Genomic DNA, 19,090 nt, shown 5'->3' with positions numbered 1-19,090 from the left:
TGATGGCCCTATCGCCGATTACCAGCGCAGGCCCAGCTTCACGCCCCAGGAGGTGGTGTCCCCGGTCCGGTCGCCTTCGAAGGTCAGCTTGAACAGGCCCAGGCCCATGCTGGCGCCGGCGAAGACCTTGCCCTGGTTGAAGTTTTCTCCGGCCAGGCTGCCGGCGTTGGGCGAGCTGTTGACCCAGACCTGGCCCACGCCGACATAGGGCGTGAACAAGACAAAACCCTTGGAGATGGAAATGTCCAGGCTGCGTGTGTTGAAGGTGAGCTGGCTGGGCCCGCTGAGCTGTGTGAAGGCGCCGCGCACGCCGATGGCCGGTGTGGCCACGCCACCCTGGAGCAGGGCGTAACGCAATTCGGCGCCATACAGGTTGGCGTTGATGGCCGGGACGCTGCCGATGAAGGCACCTGCGTCCATGCGACCGGTCAGGCCCTTGTGCAGATGCAGCTTGGGGACAAGCAGCAAGTTCATGGTGCTCTCGCTCGCGCCGGCTTTGGTCAAGGCACCCGCGCTGCGGCTCATGTCGGTACCGGTGAGTTCGACGCCGAGGTCAAAGCCCGTGAGCCCCTGGGCTTCGCTGGGCGCGATGGGCTTGTAGCTGAAGGCGGCACCGAAATCTTCCGAGAGGGTGCGGAACTCGGACTGGCTGAGGCCGCCAAGTCCGGAGAGGTCGCCGGCCAGGGCAGACTGGGTCAGTGCGGCGCTCACAGCGAGCAGGGGTAGAAGTTTTTTCATGGTGTGCAGCGTGAAAGGGGTTGGTTCAGTATCGCAGGGCCGTGCTGCTGGCGCTGTTTCAAGAGGTATCGCACGTTGCCCCATCACCACATCAACCGGCGTTGGCTTTCGAAATGGCGCAAGGCGCCGGTGACCGGGTCGGTGAACTCCAGGGCGCGAGCCAGCAGCTGCAGCGGGCGGCTCCAGTCTTCGTTGGCCGGGCCCGGGCCGTGGACGACCTCCGGGTAGAAGAGGTCGCCTGCGATGGGACGGCCCAATGCGTTCATGTGCACACGCAGCTGGTGGGTCTTGCCGCTGCGTGGGCGCAGGCGGTAGCGCGCCAGGGTGCCGCGGGTCTCCAGCAGTTCGATCTGCGTCTCGCTGTTGGGTGTGCCCGGCACTTCGCGCTGGCGGAAGAACTGTTCGTCCGGCTCGATGCGGCTGCGGTGCAGTGCAGGCAGGGGCAGGTCGGGGCGCAGCGGGGCGATGGCCTCGTACGCCTTGACCACCGTTTGCTCGCGGAATAGGGCCTGGTAGGCGCCGCGGTCCTGCGCGCGCAGGCTGAACACCACCAGGCCGGCCGTCTCGCGGTCGATGCGGTGGATGGGGCTCAGGGTCTCGATGCCGGTGCGGCGCTTCAGGCGCACCAACAGCGTCTGCTGCACGTAACGGCCGGTGGGGGTGACGGGCAGGAAGTGCGGTTTGTCGGCCACCAGCAGGTGCGCGTCCTGGTAGAGCACTTCTTCCTCGAAGGGGATCACCGGCTCGGCTTCGAGTTCGCGGTAATAGTAGACGCGGGTGCCAGGGGCAAAGGGCGTGTCAGGCTGCAGCGGGGTGCCCTGCTCATCGAGCACGCAGCCCTGTGCCATGCGTTGCATCCACTGACCGCTGCTGACGGCCGGCAGGCGTTCGGCCAGGAAGTCGATGAGCCGCGGCCAGGGGCCATGGGGCAGGGCCACACAACTCGCGCTGACGCCGTCGCGCATCGGCGGCTTGTGGCGATGCGGCGGGCGGCTCATGGGGGATCAGACGCGTTGAAAGACCAGGTCCCAGACCCCGTGGCCCAGGCGCAGACCGCGTTTCTCGAACTTGGTCAGCGGACGGTACTCGGGCTTGGGCGCGTAGCCTTCTGCTGAATTCTTCAGCAGCGGTTCGGCGCCCAGCACTTCCAGCATCTGCTGGGCGTACGGTTCCCAGTCGGTCGCGCAGTGCAGGTAGCCACCGGGTTTCAGGCGCGCGGCCAGCTTGGCCACCAGCGGCGCCTGCAGCAGACGGCGCTTGTGGTGCTTGGTCTTGTGCCAGGGGTCGGGGAAGAAGACGTGCACACCGTCCAGGCTCTGCTCGGGCAGCATGTGGTCCAGCACTTCCACTGCATCGTGCTGCAGGATGCGGATGTTGTTGAGTTCACGTTCACCAATGTGCTTGAGCAGGGCTCCCACGCCGGGTTCGTGCACCTCGCAGCCCAGGAAGTTGGTCTCTCGCATCAGGTCCGCGATGTGCGCTGTGGCGTCGCCCATGCCGAAACCGATCTCGAGGATCAGCGGACGGTTCGCGGTTTCAGCGCCGAAGACGGCGACACGGTCCAGCGGCGCAGCTTTGTAGGGCAGCACGAAACGCGGGCCGTAAAGCTCGAAGGCCTTGGCCTGGCCGGTCGTGGTGCGGCCGGCGCGTTTGACAAAGCTCTTGATGGTCTTGGGGAAATCGACGCCGGGCGGCGGCAGGCGTCGCCGGTCTTTGGGCGGGGCGGACGCTGCGGCGTCCTGTGCGGGGGGCTTGGGGGTATCGGTCACGGACCGATTTTACCGGTGGCCCCAGAAGGCAGCCCATTGCGTCGTTGCGGCCGTCAACCAGTCGCCGACACCGCTACCAGACACCTGCAGTCCCAACTGAGTGGCTGCGGCATTCAGCGCAGCCAGCGGTTGGTCCGTGTGCAACGCCTGGGCACCGTTCTGCTTGCTGAGCTTTTCGCCATTCGGTCCGAGCACCAGCGGTGTGTGCAGGTAGCTGGGCGTGGGCAGGTCGAGTGCGGATTGCAGCAGGATCTGGCGGGCCGTGTTGTCGGCCAGATCTTCGCCCCGCACGATGTGCGTGATGCCCTGCGCGCCGTCGTCCACCACCACGGCCAGCTGGTAGGCAAACCAGCCGTCGGCGCGCTTGAGCACGAAGTCGCCGACCTCGGTCTCCACGTCCTGCGTCTGGAGGCCCAGGCGGCGGTCGGTCCAGGCCACGATGCTGGCTGGTACCTGCAGGCGCCAGGCGCGTGCTTGCCTGCCGTTCAGCCCGTGTCGGCAGGTGCCGGGGTAGACCAGTTCACCATGGCGCGATTTCACGCGGCCCAGGCGCTGCTGTTCGGCTTCGATGTCGCGTCGGGTGCAGGCGCAAGGATAGGCCAGGCCGCGTGCCACCAGGTCGTCCAGCGCGCGCTGGTACAGCGCGCTGCGTTGAGACTGGTAGGTCGGAGGCTCATCCGGATGCAGTCCGCAGTCGGCCAGCTGCTGCAGGATGAGCCGGTCGACGCCGGGGATGCAGCGGGGCACGTCGACGTCTTCGATCCGCACCAGCCAACGCCCGCCATGGGCACGCGCATCGAGCCAGCTGGCCAGCGCCGCCACCAGCGAACCGGCGTGCAGTGGGCCGGTGGGCGAGGGGGCGAAGCGACCGATGTAGCCCGCAGCCGTCATGCGATTTTCAGCGCAAGCTCCAGACCCGAAATGAAGGCGTCTTCGACGCGATGACCCAGGCACCAGTCGCCGCAGACACCGAGGCGAGAGGTCGGCTCCCACAGGTGGCTTTTGGCCAGCGGTGTGATGGTCTGCGCATAGTGCCAGCGGTGCACCGTGGCGTAGCTGGGTTCGGCGCGGATGCCGGTGACCTCGGCAAACGCCTTGAGCAGCTTGGACTGCACACGCTCGGCGTCGTCGTTGAGGTGCTCCTGCGACCAGGCCGGGCTGGCCTGTACGGTCCAGCGTTCGACCGGGCCACGTTGCGGCTTGCTCGATTCGCGTGCCAGCCAGGCGATGCGGTGGTGGGTGCTGCGCGCCGCATTCCACTGGGGGCCGAGTGCGGACATGCCGGGTTGCATGGCCTGGGGAAAGGCCACCATCAGCGTCCAGCAGGGCGCGACCTGGACCTCGGCGATGCGCTCGGCCAGGGCTGGTGCCTGCTTCGAATGCCGCAGCAGCTCGTGGGCCTGCACGCTGGGCATGGCCAGCAGCACACCGTCGAAACCGGAGTGCACATGGCGGCTGTCGTCCAGGCCTTCGGTGTGCAGCTGCCAGCGACGCTCGTTGAGTGCGTCGCGCTCGATCTTGACCACACGGGTCTGCAGTTCCACGGCACCGGCGTCCAGCAGGGGCTGGGCCCAGCGGCGCACCAGCGCGTTCATGCCGGGGGTGGCCACCCAATGCTGTTCGCGTGTGGGTAGCGGCGCGGCCACCACGCGGCCCAGGGGGTCGAGCACGCGCACGGCATTGGCGCTCCAGGGCCGACACAGGCCGGGCACGGTCTCCAGCGCGCGGGCGAACAGCGGGTTGCGCACCGTGAAGTACTGGGTGCCATGGTCGAAGCCACCGAATTCGGTGTCACGTGTGGCCATGCGGCCGCCCGCAGCGCGGCTTTTCTCGAACAGCGTGACCTTGTGGCCGGCCTGCACCAGGGTGCGGGCGCAGGCCACGCCGGCCATGCCGGCGCCGATGACGGCGTAGTGTTGCGCGGGTTTTTTCATGTCGGCGGTCTCCGTTCTTGTCGATGTTTCAGATGCGGCTTCACTTCCACTGTACAGGCCCCAGCAGGGCGGTCCGCGTGGCCGGACTTTCCAGCTGCTTGAGCCACCATTGAAGCGCTCGGCCCTGGGTGCTTTTGCTACCGCCGCGCCAGGCGTAGCTCACCCGTATGACACGGGGCGGACGCTCGGTCTTTTTCACCACCAGGCGGCCGGCCTCGATATGCGGGCGTGCCAGGCACTCGGGCACGAAACCGCCGCCCAGGCCGCGCAGCTGGGCGTCGAGCTTGGCCTGCATGCTGGCCACGGTGAAGACGTCCTGCCCGGCGAGCAGGCCGATGGTCACGCCGCCGCCGCGCTGCACGGAGTCGGCTACGGCCACCGCACGGTGCTGCAGCAGCAGTTCGTCGCTCAGGGGTTCGGGCGCGGCGGCCAGCGGGTGATGCGGCGCCACGACGTAGATGAAAGTGACCATGCCCATGGGCTTGCCGTGCACGCCGGCGCTGGTGGTCGGCTCCAGGGCCACGCCGATGGCGAGGTCGGCCTGGCCGGCGGTCAGCGCCTCCAGCGTGCCCGAGAGGGTTTCCTCACGCAGCTTCAGCCGGGTGGGCGATTGCAGCTGGAAAAAACTTTCGCACAGTTCCATCACCGTGGTGCGGTTGATGATGCCGTCCAGCGCCACGGTGAACTGCGACTCCCAGCCTGTGGCCACGCGCTTGACGCGGTTGGCCACGGCGTCGATCTCCGAAAGCAGGCGGTGCCCTTCGCGCAGCAGTTCAGCGCCGGCGGCGGTGAGTTTGGCCTGGCGCGAGCTGCGGTCGTAGAGCAGCACGTCCAGCGCGTCCTCGATCTGGCGTACGCGGTAGGTCAGGGCGCTGGGCACCACGCCCAGCGCGCGCGCGGCGGCGGCGAAACTGCCGGCGCCCTCGATGGCCTGCAGCATGGCGAGCGCATCGGGGGTCAGGACGTCGCGGGCGGTTTGCATGCTAGGGCTATTTTATTTCAAATAATTTGAATGATGCCATCAAAGCGCATGGATCGCAACGGAGCTTGCGGGGCCTAAAGTTCATCCCATCGCAGGCATGACCTGCACACACTGGAAGGAGCGCACCATGCTGAGCATCCGCAAATCACAGGACCGCGGCTACGCCGATCACGGCTGGCTCAAGTCTTTCCACAGTTTTTCCTTTGCCGGTTACTACGACCCGCAGCACATGGGCTGGGGCAACCTGCGCGTGATCAACGAAGACCGCATCGCCCCGGGCACGGGCTTCGGCACGCACGGTCACCGCGATATGGAGATCATCAGCTATGTGCTCTCTGGCGAACTCGCGCACAAGGACAACATGGGCAACGGGCGCGCCATCCCGCCGGGTGACGTGCAGCGCATGAGCGCGGGTAATGGCGTGATGCACAGCGAGTACAACCACGCGCCCAAGGACACCACGCATTTCTTCCAGATCTGGATCCAGCCCAATGTGACCGGCATCCCTGCCAGCTACGAGCAGAAGACCTTTGCCACGCCCGAGAAGCGCGGTGCGCTGCGCCTGGTGGCCTCGCCCGACGGTGCGGAAGGGTCGGTAACGCTGCACGCCGACGCGCGGCTTTACGCCGGTTTGTTCGATGGCGACGAATCTGCCACACTGCCGCTGGACCCCGAACGCAAGAGTTATGTCCATCTGGTGCGGGGCGAGCTGGAAGTCAACGGTCAGCCGCTGGCTGCGGGTGATGCGGCCCTGATCGACCAGGAGAAGCAATTGGCGTTGAGAGCAGGCAAAAACGCCGAAGTACTGGTCTTTGACCTGAGTGCCTGAGTTCTAGATTTCATACAACCTTTCAAGGAGTACCCATGTTTCAGCAATACCAAAACCCCCTGGCCCTGATCGCCCGCATCCTGCTGGCCCTGCTGTTCCTGATCGCCGGCTTCGGCAAGATCGGCGGCTTCGCCGGCACGGCCGGCTACATCGCTTCCAAGGGGCTGCCCCTGCCTGAAGTGGGTGCGGCGATTGCCGTGCTGGTCGAGTTCGGTGGTGCGCTGGCCCTGATTGCCGGCTTCCAGACGCGCATCGTGGCCTTCGTGATGGCGGTGTTCACCGTCGCCACCGGCGTGATCTTCCACAACTACTGGGCCATGCCTGCCGATCAGGTCATGGTCAACCAGATCATGTTCATGAAGAACCTGTCGATCGCTGGCGGCCTGCTGATGCTGAGCGCCTTCGGTGCCGGCTCCCTGAGCCTGGACGCCAAGCGCAAGGCCTGAACGGCCCCACCCCCTCCCGATCCCCCTGTGTCCATCTGACCCCGGCCATGCCGGGGCGGGTGGGGTTTTGCCAGAATTTCGTTTGCCGCATTTATTGGAGATAAGTCATGAGCAAGGTCGCTGTTGTTTTCCATTCAGGTTATGGCCATACCCAACGCCTGGCCCAGGCCGTGGCCGAAGGGGCCGCAGCCGAGCTGCTGGCCATCGATGCCGACGGCAATCTGCCTGAGGGGGCCTGGGACACGTTGAATGCGGCCGATGCCATCGTGCTGGGCAGCCCGACCTATATGGGTGGTGTGAGCTGGCAGTTCAAGAAATTTGCCGATGCCAGCAGCAAGCCCTGGTACACCCAGGCCTGGAAGGACAAGGTCTTCGCAGGCTTCACCAACAGTTCCAACGTCATCGGTGACAAGGGTGCCACCCTGAGTTATCTGCAGACGCTGGCCATGCAGCATGGTGGCATCTGGGTCGGCCTGGGCCTGTCGTACCACAACACCAAGGATTCCAAGCGCAGCGACGTGAACTACCTTGCGGCCAACGCCGGCCTGATGGGGCAGACCGCTTCCGACGCGCCGGCGGACAAGATGGAAGCCAGCGATCTGGAAACGGCGCGCCTGTTCGGTCAGCGCGTGGCCGCCGTCGCAGCCAGGCTGCGCGGCTGATACATTGGGGCCCAGGAGGGACCCACGCCATGACGACGCCACTGCACTTCCTCACCGGTCACCAGAAAGACCTGGGCGGAGGCTTCCTGGTGCGGCGCCTGCTGCCGGCCGCGACGCAACGAGCGGTCGGCCCCTTTGTCTTCTTCGACCACTTCGGCCCCGTGACAGAGACGCCGGGCCGTGAGCACGATGTACGGCCGCACCCGCACATCGGCCTGGCGACCGTCACCTATCTTTTCGAGGGTGCGCAGATGCACCGCGACAGCGTGGGCTCCCTGCAGCGCATCGAGCCCGGCGCCATCAACTGGATGACGGCGGGCCGCGGTATCGTGCACTCCGAACGCAAGCCCGAGGACCTGCTGGACCAGAACTACGGCCTGCACGGTCTGCAACTCTGGGCCGCGCTGCCGCGCGAGCACGAGGAGGAGGAACCGGGCTTTGCGCACACCCCGGCCCAGGCGATTCCGCAGGTGCGAGTGGGTGATGCCACGGTGCGCGTGCTGATCGGCGAGGCCTGGGGCCAGCGCTCGCCGGTCCGGGTCTTCATGCCCACGCTTTACCTCGACGTGCAACTGCCTGCGGGCGGTGTGTTCGAGCTGCCGCCCTTGTACGAGGAGCGCGCGGTCTACGCCGTGGACCAGGACGTGCAACTTGGCGGCGCGGCCTTGCCCGCACGCCAGATGGCCGTGCTGACCGCCGGCGAGACCCTGCGCATCGCAGCGGGTGCGCGCGATGCGCGCCTGATGGTGATCGGTGGTGCACCACTCGATGGCCCGCGCCATATGTGGTGGAACTTTGTCTCCAGCCGCAAGGAGCGCATCGTCGAGGCGGCCGAGGCCTGGGAGGCCCAGCGCCTCGGTCAGGTGCCCGGCGAAACCGAGTTCATCCCCTTGCCCGAGCGGCGTTTCCTGCCCTGATCAGCGAGGCGACGCCAGGGGCTGCGAGTGGAGTTTGTGCACCAGGGCGACCAGGTCCGCAAGCGCCTGGGGCCGGGCATAAAAATAACCCTGGAACAGGCGGCAGCCCTGCTGCTGCAGGATGTCGCGCTGAGCCCCGGTTTCCACGCCTTCGGCGATCACTTCCAGCCCCAGGCTCTGGCCCAGGGCAATGATGGTCTGGGTGATGGCCACGTCGTTGGGGTCGGTCTGCAGGTCGCGCACGAAGGAGGCGTCGATCTTGAGCTGCTGGATGGGCAGGCGCTTGAGGTAACTCAACGATGAATAGCCGGTGCCGAAGTCGTCGAGCGCGAACTGCACGCCCAGCGCCACCAGTCGCCGCATCTTCTCGCTGGCGTCTTCGATGCTATGGGCCAGCACGCTTTCGGTGAGTTCAAGCTGCAGGCGGCTGGGGTCGGCCCCGGTGGCCATGAGCACCGAAGTCACGCTTTCGACGAAATTCGCCTGCAGGATCTGGTGGGCACAGAGATTGACCGAGATCACCAGATCACCGAGCACAGGCTGGCCGCGCCAGCGCTCGATCTGCTGACAGACCTGCTCCAGCACCCACTGGCCCAGCGGCAGGATCAGGCCCGTTTCCTCGGCCAGGGCGATGAACTGCCCTGGCATGATGAGGCCGCGTTCGGGGTGCTGCCAGCGGACCAGGGCCTCGGCGCCGACCATGCGGCCTGCATGATCGAACTGCGGCTGGTAGTGCACGCAGAACTGCTGTCGGGACAGAGCCTGGTACAGGTCCGCCTCCAGGGCCACACGCTGACTGAGCTGGACAGCGATCTCGTGGTCGAAGAAGCGGATGGCATTGCGTCCGCCGGCCTTGGCCTGGTACATGGCCATGTCCGCGCGCTTGAGCAACTCATCGGCGCCGGTGTCCGGGCCATCGAACAGCGCCACGCCGATGCTGACCGACATCTGGTGGTACTGGCTGCCGATGCCGAAGGGCTCGTGCATGCTGCTGCGCAGCTTTTCGGCCAGTTCACGCGCCTGCAGGCCGGCGCGCTCGGGGTCGTGGTCGAGTCGCTCCAGCAGCACCGCGAACTCGTCGCCGCCGGTGTGCGCGACCAGCCCCTGCTCACCGACCACGCGCAGCATGCGCCCGGCCACGGCCTGCAGCAGTGCGTCGCCGACCTTGTGGCCCAGGGTATCGTTGATCTGCTTGAAGCGGTCCAGGTCGGAGAACAGCAGGGCCCCGCGATGGCTGCCATTGGTGCGCCCCAGGCTTTCCTGCAGGCGCTCGAACAGCAGGCGGCGGTTGGGCAGGCCAGTGAGTGCGTCGTGGTAGGCCAGCTGGTAGATGTGCACGCTGTGGGCCTTGCGCTCGGAGATGTCGGAGAACACCGTCACCATGCGCACGAAGCGGTCCTTGCGGCGCATCGGCCGGCTGCTGACCTCGACCGGGAAGGTCTTGCCGCTGGCGTTGACGAAGAGGTTTTCACCCTCGTAGGGTTGTTGCCAGCGTTGCGGATCGAGCAGGGGGTTCGCTCCGCCAGGCTGGGTATCGAGGGGCTGGGGTGAGACGACCAGGGGCAGCAGCTGCCGACCCAGCAGCGCCTCGCGCTGGTAGCCCAGCAAGCGGCAGGCTGCACGATTGACATAGGTGACGATCCCCTGGCGATCGAGCACGAACATGCCTTCACCCATGGCGTTGCTGAAGGAAGCCATGCGCTGGCGCAGCCAGGTCTCGCGCAACGCCATGAGCAGCATCAGCAGCAGGGTCAGCGTCGCGCTGGCGATCAGCAGTCGGTACTGGTGCCAGATGTCGGACCAGTTGACCGGCTGGGGTTTGTCGAAAGGAGGCAGGCGCATTTCGCGCATCAGGATGCGCACCGGCTCGTAATCGGCCGGGGTGACAAAACCGTACAGACCCATGCGGCGCGCGAGCTCGCTGCCGTGCGGTAGCGACAGCAGCGCCCCGGCCACGCGCACGGAGATGCCTTCGCTCAGGTGCGGCATGGCCACCACCGGCCATTGCGGGTAGAGGCGGGTCGAGAGGGCAAAGGGGTAACCCGGGTAGCCCTGCGCGTTCAGTACCTTGACCTGGCGCAGATCGAGCTGGCCTTCGCGTGCCATGTTTTCGATCAGGCCGGTCCGCACGTAGGCCGCGTCGGCCAGGCGGTCCACCACGGCCTGCACGGTCAGGTCCTGCGGTGCACCGGTCTCCAGGTACTCCAGGGATCTGACGCCGGCGCGGGCGAGCTCGGCGGCCTGGAGCTGGTAGGCGCCGAAGGACATGAGGTTGGGGACGGCGATGCGCTTGCCCTGCAGGTCGCGCAGGTCCATGAGGTCCTGGCGGTCGCTGCGGGTCAGGATCACGCCGCCCATCGCGCGCACCGGCCGGCCCTGGTCAAGATCGATCAGCGTGGCCAGGGGCGAGGACAGGCCATTTTCGTGCACCAGGCGCACATACTCGGCCGGCTGGGTGATGAGGAGGTCTACGGACTGCTGGCGCAGGGCCTCCTGCTGCTCCGGGTAGTTGTAGATGCGCAGCACGAAGCGCACCTCGGGCACGCTGCGGTTGAGGTAGTCGGTCAGGTGTCGCCACTGGGTTTCGGCCTGGGCCTTGGGGCGGAAGGACAGCACGCCCACGTTGACGATGGTCTCCTGCGCCCGCGCCACCTGTGCACCCAGCAGCAGGGCGGTCAGGAAGCTCCAGCAGAAGGACAGGTGCAGACGGGCTGTCATGAGGTGGGCAGGTAGAGGCTGGACAGCAGCCGCTCGGTGTTGACGGGTCTCTGCAGCTGGCCCGCCAGCTGCAGGATGGGCGAGAGTCGCTGGACCGCCTTGAGCAAAGCACTGTCCGGGCCCGACAGGTAACTCTGATTGCCTACACGGTCCGGAAGTTCCAGCCCGCGCAGCGAATCGATCAGGCCCTCGGCACTGATCTGCAGTCTGGGCGCCACGCGGTAGGCGGCGTCCCAGGGGTTTTGCCGCAGGTAGGTCAGGGCCTTGAAATATGCGGCCAGGCAGGCACGCAGCCGGTCGGCGTGCCGGTCCAGCACCTCGCTGCGCATGGCCAGCACATCGAAGATGGTGTCGGGCAGCTGGCGCGTGCTCAGCAGCAGGCGCGCCCCGCGCGCTAGCAGCCGGCCAGCCAGGGGCTCGTAGGTGATCAGGGCATCGACGTGGTTGCGGTCCCAGGCTGTCTCGTGCTGGTCATAGGGGATGGGCTGCACAGAGATGTCCTTGCGCTGCAGTCCCGCCTTCTCCAGGAACAGTGTCAGCATCAGGGCGCCCAGGGTCGAGTCCTCCACACCGACACGCTGGTTGCGCAGCGAGGCCAGGTCGCGCATGCCTGGACGGGCCAGCAACATGTCGGCGCCGCGGGAGACGTCGAACACCAGCACGATCTGCAAGGAGACGCCCTGGTCACGCAAGCGCAGGACCTCGTCCAGCGTGAGCATGGCGCCTTCTACCCGGTTGTCGAAGGTGAGCTGGATCGATTCCTGCGCGGTGGCAGATTCCTGCAGCTCGACGTCGGAGGGCATGAAACCCAGTGCGCGCGCCAGAAACATGGGTTCGTAGCCGGGCCAGGGCTGGCCCACCAGGCGCATCGGTTCCGCCCGGCCGCCACAGGCACCCAGGACCCAGGGCAGCAGCGCGCTCGCCAACAGGCTGCGGCGCTGGCGGGAAGGCAGGGCGCAAGCAGCCCTGGATGCGGTGGAAGCGAGACGCAGCATACGCATGGGGGAGGGTAGGTGCCGTCCCCATGGTAAGTCAAGTCCATGGATTCCCCTATGCAGTTGCCCTGGACACGATGAATATGTCACTGTTTGATGGCATGCAGGTCACTGCCCAGGGCCTCGCGCTCGTCGAACACAAAGCAGCTGCCGCGGTAATGGGCGCCACCTGTTTCCTCGAAGTATTTGAGAATGCCGCCCTCGAGCTGATAGACCTGGTCCAGGCCGGCCTCCTGCATCAGCAGGGCGGCCTTTTCGCAGCGTATGCCGCCGGTACAGAAACTCACCACGGTCTTGCCTTCAAGTTCGGCCTTGTGCTTCTGCAAGGCTGCCGGGAAGTCCGAGAACTTGCCGATGCGCCAGTCGATGGCGTCCTTGAAGGTGCCGTGATCGACTTCAAAGGCGTTGCGCGTGTCCAGTGTCACCACGGGCCGGCCCGTGTCGTCGTGCCCCTGGTCCAGCCATCGCTTCACCGTGACCGCGGGCACGGCCGGCGCGCGACCTGCGGCCGGCTGGATGGTAGGGTGGTTCATGCGGATGATCTCGCGCTTGACCTTGACCAGCATCTTGCGAAAGGGCTGGCGGGCCGACCAGCTCTCCTTCGGGACCAGATCGGCCAGGCGCGGGTCCTGCTTCAGCGTTGCCACGAATTCGCGCACCGCCGACCCTGTGCCGGCGACGAAGAGATTGATCCCTTCTTCGGCCAGCAGGACCGTGCCTTTGAGGCCCAGGGCCTCGGCCCGTACGTGCAGGCGATCGCGCAGCGCATGGGCGTCGGGCAGAGGGACGAATTTGTAGGCGGAGATGTTGAGGATGTCGTTCACACGCCGGATTTTAGGTTCTGTCCAGACGGAACATCCGGCTCGCGGCTGTGCGATCCGGTCAGATCAGGTTCACTCGTAAACGATGAGGGCTTTGCCCTGATCTGCCTGGGCCATCCACCCTGCCAGTGCCGCATCACTGGGATAGAACTTCGCGTCCTCGCCCAACTGCAACTCGGCCGCGGCACCCAGTTCCGGGCCCTGGCGGCGCAAGGACAGTCGCACACCCAGGCCGCGCACGAGCTCGCCTTGTTCGGTGATCTCCTTCTTGGGCGGATGCTCGGCCACCAGGCGCTGCACGTCCGGCGCGCGGCCATTGACGGCGACTCGGAGGTATTTACCGAAACGGCAGCGCGCGGCTTCCAGGCTCCAGACCTGGTTGATGTTGAGCTGCAGGCCCCCGGAAAAACGATCCGGCATGACCTTGGCCATGACGATGATGAGCTCATCGTCCTTGAGCAGGTTGCGGTTGGCGTTCATCAGGGCCTCGTCCACACGCGCATCGAGCACGGCGGTCTTGTCATCGAGCTTGAAGAGGGCCAGCTTGCCGCGCTGACCGTTGATGACACGAAAATCCGAAACGATGCCCGCCAGCAGCTGCGGCTCGCGTGTGTCGATCAGGTCGACCAGTTCGCGCTTAGCGAAACGGCGCACTTCCATGGAGACCTCGTCGAACAAATGGCCCGAGAGGTAGAAACCCACTGCGGTCTTCTCGTTGGTGAGCCGCTCCTTCACGCCCCAGGGCAGCATGTCCACCAGGTCCGGCTCCTGGGTGCTGGCGCCATGGCTGTCATCGCCCAGGTCGAAGAGGCCACCCTGATTGATATTGGCCGCCGTGGCATTGGCGAAGTCGAAGGCGCGGTCGATCGACGCCACCAGGGACGCGCGGTTGAGCTGCAGAGAGTCGAAGGCACCGGCCTTGATCAGGGCTTCGATGCTGCGTTTGTTCAGGCGCGTGCGGTCCACGCGCACGCAGAAGTCGTAGAGACTGGTAAAGAGGCCGCCTTCTTCGCGGGCCTTGACGATGGCCTCGATGGCCTGCTGCCCCGTGCCCTTGACGGCGCCCAGGCCGTAGCGGATGGCCTTGTCGGAAATGGGCTCGAAGCGGTAGTGCCCCCGGTTGACGTCCGGGGCCTCGAAGGTCATGCCCATCTTCAGGGCATCTTCGAACAGCACCTTGAGCTTGTCCGTGTCGTCCATTTCCACGGTCATGTTCGCGCAGAAGAACTCGGCCGTGTAGTGCACCTTGAGCCACGCCGTGTGGTAGGCCAGCAGGGAGTAGGCGGCGGCGTGCGACTTGTTGAAGCCGTAGCCGGCAAACTTCTCCATCAGGTCGAAGACCTCGTCGGCCTTGTCCTGGGGGATGTTGTGGGTTGCCAGCGCGCCGGCACGGAATTTCTCCCGGTGCTCGGCCATCTCCTCGGCCTTCTTCTTGCCCATGGCGCGGCGCAGCAGGTCGGCGCCACCGAGCGAGTAGCCGCCCAGGATCTGCGCCGTCTGCATCACCTGCTCTTGGTAGACCATGATGCCGTAGGTCTCGGACAGCATCTCGGCCACGGCCGGATGCGGGTATTCCACTTCTTCGCGGCCGTGTTTGCGCGCCACGAAGCTCGGGATCAGGTCCATGGGGCCCGGGCGGTACAGGGCGTTGAGCGCGATCAGGTCTTCCAGGCGCGTGGGCTTGGCGTCGCGCAGCATGCCCTGCATGCCGCGGCTTTCAAACTGGAACACCGCTTCCGTCTTGCCCTCTTGGAACAGGTGGTAGGTCGGTTTGTCGTTGAGCGGGATGTTTTCGAAGGCGAAGTTCTCCTGGCCGGGATGGCGGGCCATGATGAACTCGCGTGCGATCTCCAGGATGGTCAGCGTGGCCAGACCCAGAAAGTCGAACTTCACCAGGCCGATGGCTTCCACATCGTCCTTGTCGTACTGGCTCACGGCCGCGTCGCTGCCAGGCTGCTGGTAGAGCGGGCAGAAATCGGTCAGCTTGCCCGGTGCGATCAGCACGCCCCCGGCGTGCATGCCCACGTTGCGGGTCATGCCCTCGAGCTTCTGGGCCAGGGCCAGCAGGGTCTTGACCTCGTCCTCCTTGTCCAGGCGTTCGGCCAGGATGGGCTCGGCCTGGATCGCGTCGGCGATGGTGATGTGCTGGCCAGGCTTGTTGGGGATGAGCTTGGAGATGCCGTCGCAGAAGGTGTAGCTCATGTCCAGCACGCGCCCCACGTCGCGGATCGCCGCGCGCGCAGCCATGGTGCCGAAGGTGGCGATCTGGCTGACCGCCTCCTTGCCGTACTTGTCCTTGACGTAGTCGATCACACGGTCGCGGTTGGCCTGGCAGAAGTCGATGTCGAAGTCCGGCATCGAGACACGTTCCGGGTTCAGAAAACGCTCGAACAGCAGCTTGTATTCCAGCGGGTCCAGGTCGGTGATCTTGAGCGCGTAGGCCACCAGCGAACCGGCACCCGAGCCGCGGCCCGGCCCCACCGGGCAACCGTTGGCCTTGGCCCACTGGATGAAGTCACCCACGATGAGGAAGTAGCCCGGGAAGCCCATCTTCAGGATCGTGTTGATCTCGAACTCCAGCCGTTCCACATAACGTGGGCGTTCGGCGTCACGCTTGGCCAGGTCCGGATAAAGATGGGTCAGGCGTTCTTCGAGTCCGTCAAAGGACACCTTGCGGAAGTACTCCTCGATGCTCAGGCCGCCGGGGATGGGGAAATTGGGCAGCTGCGGCTTGCCCAGCACCAGCGTCAGGTTGCAGCGCTTGGCAATCTCCAGCGTGTTGGCCACGGCACTGGGCAGGTCGGCAAACAGCGCCTCCATCTGCGCGGCGCTCTTGAAGTACTGTTCGCGCGTGAACTTGCGCACGCGCCGGGAGTTGCCCAGGATTTCGCCTTCGGAAATGCAGACCCGTGCCTCATGCGCCTCGTAATCATCGGGCAGGGCGAACTGCACCGGGTGCGTGGCCACCACGGGCAGCTTCATGCGCGCGGCCAGCTGCACGGCCGCGGCCACATGGGCCTCGTCGTCCGGGCGGCCGGCACGCTGCAGTTCCAGGTAATAACGGTGCGGCAAGATGGTGGACAGCTGCAGCGCCATCTCATGGGCGCGGGCACTGTCACCCTGCACCAGGGCCTGGCCCACGGCGCCGGCCTGCGCACCGGAGAGGGCGATCAGGCCTTCGTGCAGTTCCTTGAGCCAGGCGAGCTTGACCACGGCCTGGGCTTTCACCACATTGCCAGTCCAGGCACGCGCGAGGATCTCGGAAAGATTGAGGTAACCCTGCTTGTTCTGGACCAGCAGCAGCAGGCGCGAGGTGGCCAGCGGGTCCTGCCCCAGGCCCTCCAGCATGATCTCCACGCCGATCAGGGGCTTGAGGCCCTTGCCACGCGCTTCCTTGTAGAACTTGATGGCGCCAAAGAGATTGTTCAGGTCGGTGATGGCGAGCGCCGGCTGGCCGTCCTTGGCCGCAGCCTTGACGATGTCATCGATACGGACGGTGCCGTCGACGACGGAGAACTCGGTGTGCAGGCGCAGGTGGGAAAACATGATCTGATTCTAGTAATTCAGCGGCCTGAAATCCCGGTTTTGCTGCAGCAAATTTTCATGCAGGGAGTTTCCCTCATAGACGAAAAAAAGCCCGCGCAAGGCGGGCTTTCAGGAGCGTCCGCAAGGGTCGCTCAGATGTTGTCGGTGAAGCTGCGCAGCTTGTCCGAGCGGCTGGGGTGCTTGAGCTTGCGCAGGGCCTTGGCCTCGATCTGACGGATGCGCTCGCGCGTCACGTCAAACTGCTTGCCCACTTCTTCCAGGGTGTGGTCGCTGGTCATCTCGATACCGAAGCGCATGCGCAGTACCTTGGCTTCGCGCGGCGTGAGGCTGTCAAGGATGTCCTTGACCACGTCGCGCAGGCCGGCCTGCATGGCGGCTTCCACCGGTGCGGTGTTGGCCGTGTCCTCGATGAAATCGCCCAGGTGGCTGTCGTCGTCGTCGCCGATGGGGGTTTCCATCGAGATCGGCTCCTTGGCGATCTTCATGATCTTGCGGATCTTGTCCTCGGGGATCTCCATCTTCTGCGCGAGCAGGCTGGCGTCGGGCTCGAAGCCAAACTCCTGCAGGTGCTGACGCGAGATACGGTTCATCTTGTTGATGGTCTCGATCATGTGCACCGGGATGCGGATCGTGCGGGCCTGGTCCGCGATGGAGCGGGTGATGGCCTGGCGGATCCACCAGGTGGCGTAGGTCGAGAACTTGTAGCCGCGGCGGTATTCGAACTTGTCGACGGCCTTCATCAAGCCGATGTTGCCTTCCTGGATCAGGTCCAGGAACTGCAGGCCGCGGTTGGTGTACTTCTTGGCGATGGAGATCACGAGACGCAGGTTGGCCTCGATCATTTCCTTCTTGGCCGCGCGGGAGGAGGCCTCGCCTTCGTTCATACGCTTGTTGATGTCCTTGAGCTGGTCCAGAGGCACCACCACACGTGACTGCAGGTCCATCAGCTTCTGCTGCAGGTCCTGCACGGGCGGGATGTTGCGCGCCATGACGGCGCTCCAGGGCTTGCCGGCGTGGGCCTGCTTCTCGATCCACTTGAGGTCGAGCAGGTGCGACTTGGCGGGGTGGCCGTGCTTGTCGCGACCGCTGAAGTCGGTGATGAAGTGGTCCTGCGGGTAGCCGCACTTGTCCACGATGATGCGGCGCAGCTCGCGTTCCTTCTTGCGGATGTCATCCACCTGGGCACGCACCAGGTCGCACAGCTTCTCGATGGTCTTGGCCGTGAAGCGGATGGTCATCAGCTCGTCGGACAGGGACTTCTGAGCCTTCTGATAGGCCGGGGTGCCGTAGCCTTCCTTGTCGTAGATCTTGTGGACCTTCTCGAACAGGCTACGCAGGCGGTCGAAGCGCTCCAGCGCCTGGTTCTTCAGTTCTTCGAGTTTCTTGGTCAGGGCCTTGGAGCCGCCTTTGCCGTCGTCGTCGTCGGCTTCGTCGTATTCGTCGAAGTCTTCTTCGGCCACATAGTCGTCGCTTTCCTGGGCGTTGACGAAGCCGTCAACCACCGTGGAGATGACGATCTTGCCTTCGCGGATTTCCTCGCCCAGGCGCAGGATTTCGGCGATGGTGGCGGGGGAGGCGCTGATGGCCTCCATCATGTCCATCAGGCCGCCTTCGATGCGCTTGGCGATCTCGATTTCGCCTTCGCGGGTCAGCAGTTCGACCGTGCCCATCTCGCGCATGTACATGCGCACGGGGTCGGTGGTGCGGCCGAATTCGCTGTCCACGGTGGACAGGGCGGCTTCGGCTTCCTCTTCCGCTTCCTCTTCGGTGGCGGCGGTCGGGCCGGTGTTGTTCAGCAGCAGGGTCTCGGCGTCCGGGGTCTGCTCGTAGACGGCCACGCCCATGTCGTTGAGCATGGAGATCACGACTTCCAGCGTCTCGGCGTCGATCAGCTTGTCGGGCAGGTGGTCGGAGATTTCACCGTGGGTCAGGTAACCACGGGTCTTGCCCAGCTTGATCAGCTGCTTGAGGCGCTGGCGACGCTTGGCCATGTCCTCTTCGGACAGCACGGTCTCGTCCAGGCCGAATTCCTTCATCAAGGCCCGTTCCTTGGCCTTGCTGATCTTCATGCGCAGGGGTTTGACCTTTTCGCCGGGGGCGGCTGCGGGCTCTTCGGCAAATTCAGCTTCGATGTCCGACAGGTCCAGATCGCCCTCGGCCTTGTCGACGGCGTTCTTGGGCTTGCGACCGCGCTTGGCCCCGGTCTTGGCCGGCGCGCCGGCTTCAGCCGTGGCGGCCTTGGGCGGACGGCCGGGTTTCTTCTTGGCCACCACTTCTTCGGTGGCCGTGGCGGCGGTTTTCTTCAGTTCGGCGGCGGTCGGTTTGACGGCCTTCTCGGCTTTTTCAATCTTGGCGGTCTTGGCAGGGGTCTTGGAAGCGGGCACTGTCTTGGCTTTCGTGGCGGGCTGCACCTTGGCCTTGGCCACCGGCTTGACCGCTGCCTTTACGGCCGCCTTGGGGGCGGCTTTGGCAACGGGTTTGGCCTTGGTGGCGGACTTAGGGGCAGCCTTCGCGACGGGTTTGGCGGCGGGCTTTGCAGGCTTCTTGGACTTTTGAGCGGGCATGGATCAACCTCGAAACATCAAAAACTGGCACAAAGAAACAAACACAGCACCGAAAAAACCGGCGCGGTTGGGGGACAGAGGAGAAATCCTCAGGGGCAAGATGGGAGGGCGAACATTTGGGATGCAGTCCTTGCGGTAAGGTGGCCGGTCGTGCGCGTAGGCTACGGTT

General features: G+C 65.4%; 15 protein-coding genes. 4 read left to right on the top strand and 11 right to left on the bottom strand.

From position 1 onward, the window contains the following. Nucleotides 1-18: 18 nt before the first annotated feature. From AC07NT_RS08995 to AC07NT_RS08970, 6 genes are all read right to left on the bottom strand, one after another. Complete coding sequence (locus tag AC07NT_RS08995; protein ID WP_498596799.1) at nt 19-738, bottom strand: hypothetical protein; 720 nt, start codon at nt 736-738, stop codon at nt 19-21. 83 nt (nt 739-821) lie between these two features. Next, nucleotides 822-1,736 carry a pseudouridine synthase gene (locus AC07NT_RS08990; protein ID WP_498596800.1) on the bottom strand — a complete coding sequence of 305 codons (915 nt, stop codon included), beginning with the start codon at nt 1,734-1,736 and terminating at the stop codon, nt 822-824. 6 nt (nt 1,737-1,742) lie between these two features. Beyond that, nucleotides 1,743-2,507 carry a tRNA (guanosine(46)-N7)-methyltransferase TrmB gene (gene trmB, locus AC07NT_RS08985; RefSeq protein ID WP_498596801.1) on the bottom strand — a complete coding sequence of 255 codons (765 nt, stop codon included), beginning with the start codon at nt 2,505-2,507 and terminating at the stop codon, nt 1,743-1,745. 9 nt (nt 2,508-2,516) lie between these two features. Continuing rightward, nucleotides 2,517-3,398: a tRNA glutamyl-Q(34) synthetase GluQRS gene (gene gluQRS, locus AC07NT_RS08980; RefSeq protein WP_498596802.1), complete on the bottom strand. Its 882-nt coding sequence runs from the start codon at nt 3,396-3,398 to the stop codon at nt 2,517-2,519. Continuing rightward, complete coding sequence (locus AC07NT_RS08975) at nt 3,395-4,441, bottom strand: NAD(P)/FAD-dependent oxidoreductase (protein ID WP_498596803.1); 1,047 nt, start codon at nt 4,439-4,441, stop codon at nt 3,395-3,397. The genes gluQRS and AC07NT_RS08975 overlap by 4 nt, the downstream gene beginning before the upstream one ends. 40 nt (nt 4,442-4,481) lie before the next feature. Continuing rightward, nucleotides 4,482-5,423, bottom strand: coding sequence for a LysR substrate-binding domain-containing protein (locus AC07NT_RS08970; RefSeq protein ID WP_498596804.1), 942 nt, complete (start codon nt 5,421-5,423; stop codon nt 4,482-4,484). 127 nt (nt 5,424-5,550) lie between these two features. Here AC07NT_RS08970 and AC07NT_RS08965 point away from each other — a divergent pair, with 127 nt between their 5' ends. The 4 genes from AC07NT_RS08965 to AC07NT_RS08950 all read left to right on the top strand — a co-directional run bounded on the left by AC07NT_RS08965 (nt 5,551) and on the right by AC07NT_RS08950 (nt 8,277). Next, entirely contained in the window at nt 5,551-6,252 is a 702-nt protein-coding gene (locus tag AC07NT_RS08965; protein ID WP_498596805.1) for a pirin family protein, read from the top strand. A 35-nt stretch (nt 6,253-6,287) separates the two neighbouring features. Next, nucleotides 6,288-6,698 carry a DoxX family protein gene (locus tag AC07NT_RS08960; protein WP_498596806.1) on the top strand — a complete coding sequence of 137 codons (411 nt, stop codon included), beginning with the start codon at nt 6,288-6,290 and terminating at the stop codon, nt 6,696-6,698. 107 nt (nt 6,699-6,805) lie between these two features. After that, the gene (locus tag AC07NT_RS08955; RefSeq protein ID WP_498596807.1) at nt 6,806-7,360 is read left to right on the top strand and encodes a flavodoxin family protein; all 555 of its coding nucleotides are present in this window, start codon (nt 6,806-6,808) and stop codon (nt 7,358-7,360) included. A 29-nt stretch (nt 7,361-7,389) separates the two neighbouring features. Further along, on the top strand, nt 7,390-8,277 hold the full coding sequence (locus AC07NT_RS08950; RefSeq protein ID WP_498596808.1) for a pirin family protein: 888 nt from the start codon (nt 7,390-7,392) through the stop codon (nt 8,275-8,277). Here the strand turns inward: AC07NT_RS08950 and AC07NT_RS08945 are convergent, their stop codons facing one another. From AC07NT_RS08945 to rpoD, 5 genes are all read right to left on the bottom strand, one after another. Next, nucleotides 8,278-10,995, bottom strand: coding sequence for an EAL domain-containing protein (locus tag AC07NT_RS08945; RefSeq protein WP_498596809.1), 2,718 nt, complete (start codon nt 10,993-10,995; stop codon nt 8,278-8,280). Continuing rightward, nucleotides 10,992-11,996 (bottom strand): ABC transporter substrate-binding protein, encoded by a 1,005-nt coding sequence (locus AC07NT_RS08940; protein ID WP_498596810.1) that lies wholly within the window; start codon nt 11,994-11,996, stop codon nt 10,992-10,994. Before AC07NT_RS08940 ends, AC07NT_RS08945 begins: the two co-directional genes overlap by 4 nt. Nucleotides 11,997-12,076: 80 nt before the next feature. Beyond that, nucleotides 12,077-12,814: a sulfurtransferase gene (locus tag AC07NT_RS08935; protein WP_498596811.1), complete on the bottom strand. Its 738-nt coding sequence runs from the start codon at nt 12,812-12,814 to the stop codon at nt 12,077-12,079. Nucleotides 12,815-12,883: 69 nt separating this feature from the next. Beyond that, entirely contained in the window at nt 12,884-16,357 is a 3,474-nt protein-coding gene (gene dnaE / locus AC07NT_RS08930; protein WP_498596812.1) for a DNA polymerase III subunit alpha, read from the bottom strand. Nucleotides 16,358-16,488: 131 nt separating this feature from the next. Next, nucleotides 16,489-18,921: an RNA polymerase sigma factor RpoD gene (gene rpoD, locus AC07NT_RS08925; protein ID WP_498596813.1), complete on the bottom strand. Its 2,433-nt coding sequence runs from the start codon at nt 18,919-18,921 to the stop codon at nt 16,489-16,491. Nucleotides 18,922-19,090 lie beyond the last annotated feature (169 nt).

This window comes from Hylemonella sp. GW821-FHT10B10, assembly GCF_059415585.1.
This window is presented reverse-complemented; position numbering and strand designations above follow the sequence as displayed.

Bases quoted from the DNA above. Each gene is read 5' to 3' on its own strand.
- AC07NT_RS08995 (WP_498596799.1), bottom strand. From the start codon at position 738: ATGAAAAAACTTCTACCCCTGCTCGCTGTGAGCGCCGCACTGACCCAG.
- AC07NT_RS08990 (WP_498596800.1), bottom strand. From the start codon at position 1,736: ATGAGCCGCCCGCCGCATCGCCACAAGCCGCCGATGCGCGACGGCGTC.
- gluQRS (WP_498596802.1), bottom strand. From the start codon at position 3,398: ATGACGGCTGCGGGCTACATCGGTCGCTTCGCCCCCTCGCCCACCGGC.
- AC07NT_RS08975 (WP_498596803.1), bottom strand. From the start codon at position 4,441: ATGAAAAAACCCGCGCAACACTACGCCGTCATCGGCGCCGGCATGGCC.
- AC07NT_RS08970 (WP_498596804.1), bottom strand. From the start codon at position 5,423: ATGCAAACCGCCCGCGACGTCCTGACCCCCGATGCGCTCGCCATGCTG.
- AC07NT_RS08965 (WP_498596805.1), top strand. From the start codon at position 5,551: ATGCTGAGCATCCGCAAATCACAGGACCGCGGCTACGCCGATCACGGC.
- AC07NT_RS08960 (WP_498596806.1), top strand. From the start codon at position 6,288: ATGTTTCAGCAATACCAAAACCCCCTGGCCCTGATCGCCCGCATCCTG.
- AC07NT_RS08955 (WP_498596807.1), top strand. From the start codon at position 6,806: ATGAGCAAGGTCGCTGTTGTTTTCCATTCAGGTTATGGCCATACCCAA.
- AC07NT_RS08950 (WP_498596808.1), top strand. From the start codon at position 7,390: ATGACGACGCCACTGCACTTCCTCACCGGTCACCAGAAAGACCTGGGC.
- AC07NT_RS08945 (WP_498596809.1), bottom strand. From the start codon at position 10,995: ATGACAGCCCGTCTGCACCTGTCCTTCTGCTGGAGCTTCCTGACCGCC.
- AC07NT_RS08940 (WP_498596810.1), bottom strand. From the start codon at position 11,996: ATGCGTATGCTGCGTCTCGCTTCCACCGCATCCAGGGCTGCTTGCGCC.
- dnaE (WP_498596812.1), bottom strand. From the start codon at position 16,357: ATGTTTTCCCACCTGCGCCTGCACACCGAGTTCTCCGTCGTCGACGGC.
- rpoD (WP_498596813.1), bottom strand. From the start codon at position 18,921: ATGCCCGCTCAAAAGTCCAAGAAGCCTGCAAAGCCCGCCGCCAAACCC.